12 protein-coding genes are annotated in these 11,162 nt (G+C 43.1%); 7 read left to right on the top strand and 5 right to left on the bottom strand.

Going from position 1 to position 11,162, the window contains the following annotated elements:
* Positions 1 to 10 precede the first annotated feature (10 nt).
* Complete coding sequence (locus NKI27_RS01925) at positions 11 to 475, top strand: chemotaxis protein CheW (RefSeq protein WP_265048016.1); 465 nt, start codon at positions 11 to 13, stop codon at positions 473 to 475.
* 67 nt (positions 476 to 542) lie between these two features.
* On the opposite strand, the gene NKI27_RS01920 is transcribed toward NKI27_RS01925, so the two are convergent.
* Positions 543 to 1,889 (bottom strand): DUF3422 family protein, encoded by a 1,347-nt coding sequence (locus tag NKI27_RS01920; RefSeq protein ID WP_265048015.1) that lies wholly within the window; start codon positions 1,887 to 1,889, stop codon positions 543 to 545.
* A gap of 235 nt (positions 1,890 to 2,124) precedes the next feature.
* Between NKI27_RS01920 and znuC the strand changes: the two genes are divergently transcribed.
* The 3 genes from znuC (at position 2,125) to NKI27_RS01905 (ending at position 5,292) form a co-directional block, all read left to right on the top strand.
* Complete coding sequence (znuC, locus tag NKI27_RS01915; protein WP_265048014.1) at positions 2,125 to 2,904, top strand: zinc ABC transporter ATP-binding protein ZnuC; 780 nt, start codon at positions 2,125 to 2,127, stop codon at positions 2,902 to 2,904.
* A gap of 11 nt (positions 2,905 to 2,915) precedes the next feature.
* The gene (gene znuB, locus NKI27_RS01910; protein WP_265048013.1) at positions 2,916 to 3,704 is read left to right on the top strand and encodes a zinc ABC transporter permease subunit ZnuB; all 789 of its coding nucleotides are present in this window, start codon (positions 2,916 to 2,918) and stop codon (positions 3,702 to 3,704) included.
* A gap of 100 nt (positions 3,705 to 3,804) precedes the next feature.
* Positions 3,805 to 5,292 (top strand): CHASE domain-containing protein, encoded by a 1,488-nt coding sequence (locus NKI27_RS01905; protein ID WP_265048012.1) that lies wholly within the window; start codon positions 3,805 to 3,807, stop codon positions 5,290 to 5,292.
* Here NKI27_RS01905 and NKI27_RS01900 read toward each other — a convergent pair whose 3' ends face one another.
* From NKI27_RS01900 to NKI27_RS01890, 3 genes are all read right to left on the bottom strand, one after another.
* The gene (locus NKI27_RS01900; protein WP_265048011.1) at positions 5,293 to 6,015 is read right to left on the bottom strand and encodes a lysophospholipid acyltransferase family protein; all 723 of its coding nucleotides are present in this window, start codon (positions 6,013 to 6,015) and stop codon (positions 5,293 to 5,295) included.
* 200 nt (positions 6,016 to 6,215) lie between these two features.
* A complete protein-coding gene (locus tag NKI27_RS01895) occupies positions 6,216 to 6,446 on the bottom strand; it encodes a hexameric tyrosine-coordinated heme protein (protein WP_265048010.1) in 231 nt (76 codons plus the stop codon).
* Between the two features lie 179 nt (positions 6,447 to 6,625).
* Complete coding sequence (locus NKI27_RS01890; protein WP_265048009.1) at positions 6,626 to 7,714, bottom strand: AraC family transcriptional regulator; 1,089 nt, start codon at positions 7,712 to 7,714, stop codon at positions 6,626 to 6,628.
* Between the two features lie 128 nt (positions 7,715 to 7,842).
* Here NKI27_RS01890 and NKI27_RS01885 point away from each other — a divergent pair, with 128 nt between their 5' ends.
* The 3 genes from NKI27_RS01885 to NKI27_RS01875 all read left to right on the top strand — a co-directional run bounded on the left by NKI27_RS01885 (position 7,843) and on the right by NKI27_RS01875 (position 10,509).
* The gene (locus tag NKI27_RS01885; RefSeq protein ID WP_265048008.1) at positions 7,843 to 8,664 is read left to right on the top strand and encodes a sterol desaturase family protein; all 822 of its coding nucleotides are present in this window, start codon (positions 7,843 to 7,845) and stop codon (positions 8,662 to 8,664) included.
* A gap of 448 nt (positions 8,665 to 9,112) precedes the next feature.
* On the top strand, positions 9,113 to 10,015 hold the full coding sequence (locus tag NKI27_RS01880) for a methyl-accepting chemotaxis protein (RefSeq protein WP_320109441.1): 903 nt from the start codon (positions 9,113 to 9,115) through the stop codon (positions 10,013 to 10,015).
* 32 nt (positions 10,016 to 10,047) lie between these two features.
* The gene (locus tag NKI27_RS01875) at positions 10,048 to 10,509 is read left to right on the top strand and encodes a flagellar basal body-associated FliL family protein (RefSeq protein WP_265048007.1); all 462 of its coding nucleotides are present in this window, start codon (positions 10,048 to 10,050) and stop codon (positions 10,507 to 10,509) included.
* 99 nt (positions 10,510 to 10,608) lie between these two features.
* Here the strand turns inward: NKI27_RS01875 and rmf are convergent, their stop codons facing one another.
* Positions 10,609 to 10,809, bottom strand: a complete 201-nt coding sequence (rmf, locus tag NKI27_RS01870) for a ribosome modulation factor (RefSeq protein WP_265048006.1) — start codon at positions 10,807 to 10,809, stop codon at positions 10,609 to 10,611.
* Positions 10,810 to 11,162 lie beyond the last annotated feature (353 nt).

Below are 11,162 nucleotides of genomic sequence, written 5' to 3'. Positions count from 1 at the left end.
GAGCTGAAAAGTGGAAGAGTCCATAAGTATTTTATCCAGTCTTTATCTACCCGTCGTCGGCGGAAGTTTATTGCTGCCTAACGTTTCAGTCGCAGAAATCGTCGATTACCAATCACCCGATGCTGTATCAGATGCACCAGAATGGTTCCTTGGCAATATCAAATGGCGCGGGGTAACACTGCCTGTTATCTCTTATGAGCGGCTAAATGATACCCCTCTGCCCGATCATTTGAGTAATACAAGGATTGCGGTAATCAATACCATCGGTACAAAACATGAGGCATTGCCATTTTTTGCAATTACCACGCAAGGCATCCCGCGTCAGACTAAAATAGACCAAGAAAACATCAAAGAAGTTGAAGAGGCCTCGCTAGGCCCTGCTGACTTAATGAAGGTGGTCGTGATGGGTGATGAGGCTATTATCCCGAACTTGGAATATATTGAGAAAATGGTTCTTGAAAGCAACCCAGCTTAATTGACTTGCTCGCGAAGCACGCTTCGCGAGCCTATTCCTATCAACCTGAGTTAAGGTCGATGTAGATTTAGTGTTTAGCTTTTAGCTTCTTGTTCACTGTTTTTAGATTCTTTTTCATTCGCATTAAACCCAGCATGACAATCCCTACAGCAACCGGCACAAAAAGCCCGGTTACCAAGGTACTGTTACTGATCATACCTATGGTTTTAGCCCCTTCTGCAGCATACTTAAATAGACCAACCAGGTAGTAACTGATCGCCGCAACCGAAAGCCCTTCTACTGCTTGCTGCATTCTTAATTGCAACTTACTTCGTCGATCCATAGACTGCAGTAGATCCTGATTTTGCTCTTCTATCGTTAAATTAACGCGTGTTCGAAGCAACTCGCTCGCTCGATCAATTCTGCCCGATAAATCATCCAGGTCTACTCGTATCGTTTCACACGTTCGATAAGCAGGCGTTAGACGACGTCCTAAAAACTCACTAAACGTCTGCAAGCCTTGTACTTCTTCTTCTCGCAGCTCCTCTAATCGACTCATAGATAGCCGATAGTACGCTTCAGTTGCAGAAAAGCGGTAATTCGTATCAGAGATGATTTGCTCGATCTTCGCTGATAGCGTAGTCAGTTCACCTAACAAACGTCGCTCATCATCAAGACTTTCGATATCCGTGATCTGCTGAATAATGGTTGCTAGTTGCTGATCCATTTCGCGAACATTAGGCGCTATCTGCCGCGCAATAGGAAACGATAATAGTGCGACCATTCGATACGTTTCCAATTCAAGAATTCGCCTAACCAATCGACCTGTCTGACAAGGGTTAAGGCCATTATTGTAGACTAGAAAACGCCCCATGTTGTCGCTATGAATGCGATAAGCCGTCCAAATCTGAGCGCCTTTATCGTTAGCATAACAGCTCAATAAACGATGTCCTTCAAAATTAACGCGTTGAGACTCGACCGTTGGAGGCTGTTCTGGCATATTTTCTATTTCAAGGTGCAAACCACTGATCACCTTCCCAGGAATAGCACTCAGCCACTCTTCTGGGAGCAACGAAAGCGCGGTTCTCTGAAAGACACCTGACTCAAGCTTATGTAAAAAGGTGTACGTTGAAAACTCAGTATGGCGCTCCCATCTAAATTCAAAACCACCAAAGTCTTGATAGTAACAAGATGCTTCTGGCGCAGGCGGGTTTACGCTATACCGTGCACATAAAGCACCTATATGCTGAAACTCTTCAAGACGATTACCCGCCAGCCCAACCTCTTCAGGTAAATGCAACACGGCAAGCTGTGAAATTCGGGATTGTGAGTCAATAACCGGGAAAGGCCGGGTATGAAGCTCATTAAAAAGTTCATCTCTTTGATCATGGAAATTAAAGACCATGGATGAAATTTTGGGAGCCTGCTCTGTCATAACTAAATACCTACAGCCTAAAAAGGCGCACACTTTAACACACTTTAAAATTGTGCAACAAAATCAAACTATACAAGAATTAGGCCCATTATTGATTAATCATCATCAAGTTACGTCTCTATATAACGATTACGTTAATGAATCTAATATTAATGTTATAATCTGCTACCGTGACATTTAGCAGGCGATAGCGGCCAAACATGATGATGAGCAATATTTTGATGCAGGATATTCAATGACATTACTGGTAGAAGCTCAGCATATTTGTGTTCAATACAATGATCATACCGCCGTAAATGATGTTTCACTCAGTATCAATAAAGGTGAAATTGTCACGCTTATTGGGCCAAACGGCGCAGGTAAGACCACCTTGGTGCGTGCTATTCTAGGGTTAGCGCCTATCTCCTCAGGTCTATTAACCAAAAAACCAGCACTATCGATTGGTTACATGCCCCAAAAGCTACAGATTGACTCCACGCTCCCGGTGACCGTTAACCGGTTTCTTGCATTAGCGAGTCGGCATGGCAGCAATATTGAAGATGCATTAGCACTGGTTGGTATTGCGCACCTTAGCAAAAAGCCCATTCAAGCCATCTCTGGAGGTGAGTTACAGCGCGTGTTATTGGCTAGAGCGATTCTTCGCCAGCCAGAACTGTTAGTGCTCGATGAGCCTGCACAAGGCGTTGATATTACCGGGCAAACCGAACTCTATGCCCTTATAAAACAAATTCGTGATCAATTAGGGTGCGGGGTTTTAATGATCTCTCACGACCTCCACCTTGTGATGGCAGCCACCGATAATGTGATATGCCTTAATCAGCATGTATGCTGCTCAGGTCACCCTGAAACCGTGTCCAATGACCCAGCCTATCAAGAATTATTTGGCCGAACCGGTGCCGAACAAATTGCCGTTTACCATCACCACCATAACCACGAACACACGATTGATGGTGAAGTGGTTGCCTGTAAACATGACCACGATATACCTTCCAACAACCCCAAAGAGAGTAATTAAACGAGCCTGTTATGCCTGACTTTATGATTTACGCGCTCCTAGGTGGTTTAGGCGTCGCTGCAATATCTGGCCCTTTGGGGTGCTTTGTGGTCTGGCGCCGCATGGCTTACTTTGGTGATACGCTGGCCCATTCAGCGCTCATGGGGATTGCGCTAGGGCTGTTACTTGATATCAATTTGAACATTGCGATTACGGCAGTGTGTATTTTTATCGCCACCGCACTGGTCATATTACTTAAGCAACGACAATTAGCTTCCGATACGCTTCTCGGCATTCTCGCGCACTCAAGCTTATCAATCGGGCTGGTCGTCGTCAGCTTTATTGAAGAAGTGAGAATCGATTTAACCGGCTACTTATTTGGCGACTTACTCGCCATCTCACTGACAGATCTAGCCTGGATTTACGGTGGGTCGATAGCCGTAGGGCTTGTCTTAGCGATACTTTGGAAGCCCTTATTAATGATGACAATTCATGAAGAGTTAGCCAAAGTTGAAGGCTTACCGGTTGACTGGCTTAGACTTGTTCTTATGCTACTATTTTCTATCGTTATCGCTGTGGCCATGAAAATTGTTGGCGTACTGCTAATTACTGCCATGTTGATAATTCCTGCTGCAACAGCAAGAAGAATAAGCAATACACCCGAGTCGATGGCACTGAATGCAAGCCTGTTAGGCATGCTATCTGTCGCCCTTGGCCTTACGCTGTCTTATTTTTCTGACACACCTGCAGGCCCTTCTGTCGTTGTAAGCGCATTTTCATTATTTATTTTCTTTTATTTGGCTAGACCGCAAAAAAGCTAAGCAAAGAGTAGATTAAATTTTGCGCAACTTAAGCGCATCCTGCTATGCTTTGGTGTGACTAATACGCATTTTAGAGGTCGCCACAAACAGGATCCGAGCCATGGAAACAGTCTATTCAGAAGATTCAGGCATACATAAGTCACTACAGTATCTGGCACCTCGATTTTTTATATTAGCCTTTGGTGTATTACTCTCTGTCAGTTGTTTTTTTTACCTAACAGAACTTGATAGTCAAAAAGCACTTAATCAAATTGAAAGCCAAAATAAACAACGCGCACTCGCCATTGCCTCGAATGCAAACGATCGCATGGTGGTACTACGGTCACTACGAAGCTACATCCAAACGAAAGAGACATTTACTGAACACGATTTTTCACAACAGGCCTCTCTCTTTCTCGATCACTACCCTGATATTCTTGCCATTGAATGGGCACCTCGTATCCCTGACGCTTTACGTGCTGACTTTGAGCGATCTATGCCAGCCACAGGAGCAGAACCGTATCAAATACGTCAATACCACTCAGCGACTGGCATTAAACCCAGCGACATACGACAGCACTACCTACCTATTCAGTTTGTAGAGCCCGCCTCAGAGCGCGATGCAGCCCTTGGATTAGATCTATTCAGCGTGGTCCATTGGCGTGATCAACTACAAAAAGCACAAAATGAAAATACTACCGTAGCAACTGCGGTTACCACTCTCGTTCAACAAAATAATACGCAAACAAGTGTCCGCATTTTTTATCCCGTTTTTGATGATGAGCATTTAATAAAAGGCTTTCTTACAATGGTAATCGAGTTGGATTCTTTTATTCGAAATACGCTTCATGGGTATGGGCTTAGCACTATCAGTACTGAACTATTCGATCTCAACCAGCAATCAAAAAACCCCATTTATACCTGGTTCGGCGAGCAATCAGGGCTAACCTTGAGCGCATCACATAACAGCCGCTCTCGAGTAACGATTCCTTTTGCCGATCGCCAGTGGCTTGTCATGAGTACGCCCACTCAGCGCTTCCTCAACAGCCAACGATCAAACGCTCCTCGAAACCTATTACTGAGCGGACTATTATTGACGGCGCTAGCGTATATTTGCCTTCATTGGAGTTATCGGGCTAGGTTAAAACTGGCCACTAATCTAGCCAAACTTGAAGAGAAACAAGATATTGAAAGCCGAGCGCTACAGAATAAACTGATTGAAAAAGAGGTATTATCACAAGCCTTAAGCGACAGTGAAAAACGCTGTCGAGATGTAATCGCTCTATCAAGAGATTACACATGGGAGACCGATATCAATAATGAATATACCTTCCTTTCACCTCAAGCAGCTCAAATCAAGGGTGTTCCACCAAAGCAATTAGCAGGCAGTAATTTTTTTGATTGCTTAGCCCCTGAAGACCGCGTTAAAGCGGAAGAGGCGTTGCGATCATCGCAAAAAAACCAGTCTAATATTGAGTTAGCATTAAACTTTCTAAGCCCTTCTGGTGAAAAAACAAAAGAACTGATCAGAGCAGTCCCTTTAACGGATGCGTTGGGTCGTTGGGATGGGTTTCGTGGAACGGGACATTTACTCGATATTCAAGACTGATTAAACCAACGGTGTTTCTTCATCCAAGCGGTCAATCGTCTGCTTCATTTTATTCCAACACTCATCCATTAAGCGATCTGTGTCTTTAACCGTCATACCGTTGGTATTAATAGGGTCAAGCACCTGAATGTTAACGGTACCACTGACGAGTTTGTTAAATTTCAAGCGCCCCGAGTAGCTACTTACGCAAATAGGCACAATAGGAACACCCGCTTCTATCGCCATACGAAACGCACCCTTTTTGAAGGGAAGCATATTTTTCCCTTGGTTTCGAGTGCCTTCAGGAAACACCCAGATTGAGCGATTACCTTTGGTCAGTGCCTCTGTTGTAACATTTAGCTTAGCTTTTGAATTTTTGCTATTGCCGCGATCAATAAGTACATTACCCGCTAGCCAATACAACAAACCAAACCCTGGTATATACAGTAAACTTTTTTTACCAACAGATACGGTTCTTTTAGGTATCGCCCCACCACAAATATACAGGTCTAAGTTATCCTGATGGTTCGCTATTACCACTGAAGGGGGCATATCAACAGTACCTTCCACCCCCTTAATGTTTAGTTTTATCCCCAGAATTCGAGTGCCACCCCAAGAGTAAATTCGAGCAAATATGCGCGTATTGTCAGGATCAAATGGGCGAAAGAGTGACAGAAAACAACCAACAACAGCGACTGCGACAAAATAAAATAAGGCAAGAAGTATACGAATAAAAGACAACATAAAGATTTCATTCTCCAATAATCTGTTCAGCGTACACCTGTATTATTATTTTTTCAACAATAGAGATCTCAATTATTAATCCTTAGGAAGGGCTTGCCGAGTTTATTTAACCGCTCAGAAAGATAACTGTAGTCGTCACTACAGTTATCCGTTGATAGCCACAAGTGGTCTGACCACTTTAAGGTCAATATGGCACAAGCCTATTTACGCCAATAATTGTTTGCAGCCGCTACTGTCTGAAAATTAGTCGCGATGACGTGCGAGGCTGCAGTCAATCCATCTGCTGAATTAGCATATTCAGGTCTAAGTTTTTTCAATACATCTACGTCTGGCTGGGTGTACTTAACACCTCGGCGGCTTAATGTAATCGCTAACTCGTAACCTTCTTGAGGGGTGTCTGTCTCTAATGAGTTGAGCCATGTATCCGACATTTTTATTATCTCCAGTATTAATATTTATGGGTCACTGCCCCACAGGTCTATTTTAACGAACACTTACATTCTAGGTAGGTTTATTGCGTGGTCAACTTGCAATAGATACTAGATCGCTTACTAAGGCGATAACACCAATCATTTATTATGTATGCTGCACCGAATCAGCGCCAAAAAGCCTACTCTGTAGCCCTACTTTTCTGCTCTCTATAGGCCGTCGGTGATAACCCATTCCATACTTTAAATGCATGATTAAAAGAGCTTTGCTCTTGATAACCAACAAGAAAAGCAATTTCACTCATAGAGACGCGAGCCTCAGTCAGATAAAACTCTGCAAGCTGCTTTCTAACATCATCCAATAACTGTTTATAACTACAACCTCTTTCCTTTAACTTACGCTGCAGTGTTCGAGCGCTCATATTCAACGCCCCAGCAATCTCTTCTACTCGATAGGCTTGTTTACGCAGCGCTTCAGGAAGAGCGCTTTTTAGCTGCCAAATCAAATCTCGCTGCCCTTCTCTTCCGTTAAGCAATTTTTCTGCATGAGCGGTTAGCGCATCAAATGATGCGGCATCGCCGTTTAAAACAGGCCATGACAATATATCGCTATTAACAATCATGGCATTCGCCGGCTGATTGTATTGAATCTCCGCGCCAAAGAATGATTTATATAAACGCGAGTTTTTGGGCTCTGCAGCCATAAAACAGATTTTCTTTATCGGAAAGTGCTGGTTAATAAGCCATGGCGCAAACGTTCGAACACCTGCAAATACACTTACGACCACATTAAAACTCACCCCCCCTTTAGGGTCAGGGAAATAAAGTGGATTAGGGGCCCAACAATAAGCACTCTCTTCACGCCTAATATCTAAGCGAGAAATACCTAGGTCATGATTGAGGCTTTCATATCGAACAACCTGCTCAAGCACTTGTTTAAGGCTTTGGCAACTCAGTAATGTCATACCTAGTATCGGGTATGACCCAGGTGTCACCGACCGCCCAACCTCTAAGCCAAAATCATCGCAAGCTGCTAACCCTAACTTCATCACTTCTATATACTGCGCTACCAAAATAGCTGCATTTGGCCCCTCTGGCGGCACTTTCTCTTCAGACGACAAGAGATGAGCCTCTTCCCGCGCTAAGATGCGTCTAATTTTCTCAGGGTCAACGCCTTCACGCTCTGCCACACGTACTAAAGTTTGCCAGTACGACAGTGCGACTTCACCATGATATGGCGTTGCTGTCGTTGAGTAACAAGTTGCTGTCATAGTTCCACAAGCCAGTTGAGATGAGATGCATTATCTTCAGAGCATAGATTATTTTAAGCATACGACAAAAACCAACGGTATCACAGCCGCCAACCGTTAGTGATACCGCTGGTTTTAGAGATGAGTATATGGAAGCGTTATTAAATAGTTGGATAGCACTCTATCAAGCACCAATGTTTTTATTATTCCCAGTGATGACGCTAGCGTTAAGCGTTGGGTCATTTTTGCTGTTCGCTCTTCCATGGACACTGCTTGCGTGGATTGATCCAAAATGGGCAAAACCTTATAAAATCCAACAAAAGCCGTTTCAGGTAGGCAAATATTTCTTACCGAACCTTGCGCGTATCACCCTTAATTCGAGCATGATGCTATTAGTGCTCATTATTGCTTGGCCCTTATTACGCTTAAGCAATGTCCACCTCGGTGAGGTTCCGCCATGGTATATATGGGTCATCCAGATCACGCTGTTCTTAATTGTAGATGATTTTCTGTTCTACTGGATGCATCGGTATATGCATGAAAACAAGTGGGTATTAAAGCATATTCACTCAGTGCATCACCGGATCAAAAACACCTGTGCACTTGATGGCAACTACTTTCACTGGGTAGAGTTTGTATTGATTGGCTCATTAGCAATGCTAGGCCCTGTAGCGCTAGGGAGCCACCTTTATGTAATTTATGCGTGGATTATTATTCGAAATCTTGAGGCTGCTGATGGTCATGCAGGTTATGATTTTCCTTGGAACCCATTACGGTTTTTACCTCTCTATGATGGGCCGGTCTATCACGATTTTCATCACGCTCGATTTAAAGGCAACTATGCAGGCGCGCTACATTATGTAGATCGCTATTTTGGTACGTATATTAAAGAGTATTTGGCATACAAAAAAACCCACTCATATCATCTCCCTCACCGTAATCAGTCACTCCCTTCAAAAAAAACGGTATAAAATTACAACGTTTTTTCATTTTTTGCAGGCGTTTTTAGAATCCCAGTCTAAACTTTAATCATAACTCAGAAAATCCCGACGACCCTCAAGGGGTTGACTATCAACAATCAGTAAAACACTAGCCGTAAGCACATAACGCCAACCGCACATCATTTGCAGGCAAATATGAGCCATATGCAATACAAGGTACCGGTTGTCTGAATATTCACTAACGTTTGGCTCAAGACCGTCTGCTCTCGGCCGATAAGAAAAAGAGCACTAAGAGTTACTATTATTGAGGGTAGTATTCTCGTTGTCATCAATCACATGAAGTGTTGATGCAAAGAGCATTGGCCTATCGCAATTGATAAAAATGCTACTAACTTACTTTGTCCTCCTGCGCAGTTTCTACTTATACTGCTGTAGGCGCGACGCTTGAAAAAACAAATAATGAATAACAGGTATCATTATGTTTGGATTTGGTAAAGACTCACTCAAAGAAAATGAAGTAGCGGTAGATAAACAAGATCTGAGTGAATTAGAGCGTAAAGCATCAATTCTTGATCAACTACTAACCGATAACCCGATGCATTCTGCAAAAAACATTGTGGATAATGCACAGCGTGTGCACGCATCGTCTGCCAGAAGATTAAATGGTATTCAAGAAAGTCACCGAAGCCTAGAGTCTTTTGTTGATCAAATACAACACATTCAAAATAACGCCCAAGAGTCTGAAGAATCCGCTAAGCATACTGTTGATATGACAGGCCAGTGTTATAACGACATGAACCAGTTATCCAATAACATTGAAGCATCTTCCCGTGATATTACTGAGTTTACAACACTGCTTGAAAGCCTTGACGAGAGTAACAAAACCATTAGTAAGTTACTCGAATCCATTAAAGCAATCGCAGATCAAACTAACTTACTTGCACTCAACGCGGCCATTGAAGCCGCTCGCGCAGGTGAGCATGGACGAGGGTTTGCCGTTGTTGCCGATGAAGTTCGTCAACTGGCCAACACCTCTAATGAGTCTGCGGAAGAAATTCAGCGAGAAATTACTAAAATAACTGAAATTTCGAACTCCGTTATCAGTAAGCAGCAAGAAGTGGCCGAAATCATTAACAGCAGCGTCACCATTGCCAAAGAGACAATGACCAATTTATCAGGGCTTAAAGAGGTTGCCAATACCAGCGCCGAAGCCGTGCAGGACGTTCTTCAAAATATTTCTCACCAACTTCAAGATGCAGATGCCATTCGCGGTCAAGTGCAGCAGCTAGTTGAAGACACTCAAGACGCCATTTTAGGGTCTGAAGAGAACGTAAACCTAGGACAGCAAATCGTAAACCAGTTATCTTTACTAAATCGTTAAATAAGGAACAGGGCGAACCATTGATACAACCTATGACTCAATTTCAATTGAAGCGGTCTTTACTCGCGCAGCCTATGAAAGCACTGCTCTTAGCCTTTTCATTCATAGCCTTTTTAATGGCAAGCGGCCATAGCGTTGCAGAAGCTGAAGAAGGGGACGCAAAAAAAATCGATGTTCAATATGTTGATTTAAAGCCTGCGTTTGTCGCTAACTTTGGCGGAGCAACCCCTAAATTAAAATTTGTTAAAACCGACATGTCAGTAAGAACTCACTCGGTTGAAGATGCCAAACTCATCAGGCAACACATGCCATTAATTAGAAACGAGGTTGTATTACTTCTAAGCGCACAAACAGAAGATGATATCAGCACAATGGAAGGGCAAGAGAAATTAAGGTTAGCACTTTTAGATAAAATAAAGAGTGTACTTAAAGAAGAAACAGGCTCACCGACCGCAGAAGACCTTCTGTTTACCAGTTTTGTTTTGCAACGCTAGAAAAGATTAATAACCAGAATAGGCTCAATACAACATAAGATTAAAGGCTTGATTTCACTTAGGGTGAGCTCAAGCCTTTAAACCGTATATAGATAATGATTATGCAATCTTATGGACCGGAGCCTTAAGTTCGCATGATTCATACCCATCTTCCCAGCCTGCTTCCCATGCTGCCGATATGACCTCTCCGTTGTAAGGACATTTCTGGCGAGTCATCCCCATCAGTCCGGCCATATAACCTTGCTGGTATGCTTTATTGAGGGATTCAAGATCCCATCCTAATGAAAAGTCTTTGGCCATGAGGCCGCTCCTTTCGTTTTCCACTCATATTCAGTTAGTTAGAAAGCATCAAAAAAATATTCACTCAACACTTTCGCAGAATTCGTTATGCTGTAATAGCACTCTGTCTACTTGGTTCGGCCCTATAGACAACGAACTCTCTGCCCCGAATACTTTGTGGTAGCCCTACCCTATCGTGGCGTTTGATCCACAGTTTATTATTATGATTTTACAATAGCGCAACATCATGAAACATGAAGCGCTTATTCAGATCATTTTGTTACCAAATGTAAGCAAGAAACCCTGCTACGTAAATAAAGTTAACACAGCTTACATGTTGCAACAATAAAATAGGTTGTTTTTTGTGCGGCAGA

Source organism: Alkalimarinus alittae (assembly GCF_026016465.1).
In the GTDB taxonomy this organism is placed as follows: Bacteria; Pseudomonadota; Gammaproteobacteria; order Pseudomonadales; family Oleiphilaceae; genus Alkalimarinus; species Alkalimarinus alittae.
The sequence above is the reverse complement of the archived record's forward strand: the minus strand, read 5'-3'. Positions and strand labels throughout refer to the sequence as shown.

Excerpts from the sequence above, each read along its gene's own strand:
- NKI27_RS01920 (WP_265048015.1), bottom strand. The coding sequence starts at position 1,889 with ATGACAGAGCAGGCTCCCAAAATTTCATCCATGGTCTTTAATTTCCAT.
- znuC (WP_265048014.1), top strand. The coding sequence starts at position 2,125 with ATGACATTACTGGTAGAAGCTCAGCATATTTGTGTTCAATACAATGAT.
- znuB (WP_265048013.1), top strand. The coding sequence starts at position 2,916 with ATGCCTGACTTTATGATTTACGCGCTCCTAGGTGGTTTAGGCGTCGCT.
- NKI27_RS01905 (WP_265048012.1), top strand. The coding sequence starts at position 3,805 with ATGGAAACAGTCTATTCAGAAGATTCAGGCATACATAAGTCACTACAG.
- NKI27_RS01900 (WP_265048011.1), bottom strand. The coding sequence starts at position 6,015 with ATGTTGTCTTTTATTCGTATACTTCTTGCCTTATTTTATTTTGTCGCA.
- NKI27_RS01895 (WP_265048010.1), bottom strand. The coding sequence starts at position 6,446 with ATGTCGGATACATGGCTCAACTCATTAGAGACAGACACCCCTCAAGAA.
- NKI27_RS01890 (WP_265048009.1), bottom strand. The coding sequence starts at position 7,714 with ATGACAGCAACTTGTTACTCAACGACAGCAACGCCATATCATGGTGAA.
- NKI27_RS01885 (WP_265048008.1), top strand. The coding sequence starts at position 7,843 with ATGGAAGCGTTATTAAATAGTTGGATAGCACTCTATCAAGCACCAATG.
- NKI27_RS01880 (WP_320109441.1), top strand. The coding sequence starts at position 9,113 with ATGTTTGGATTTGGTAAAGACTCACTCAAAGAAAATGAAGTAGCGGTA.
- NKI27_RS01875 (WP_265048007.1), top strand. The coding sequence starts at position 10,048 with ATGACTCAATTTCAATTGAAGCGGTCTTTACTCGCGCAGCCTATGAAA.
- rmf (WP_265048006.1), bottom strand. The coding sequence starts at position 10,809 with ATGGCCAAAGACTTTTCATTAGGATGGGATCTTGAATCCCTCAATAAA.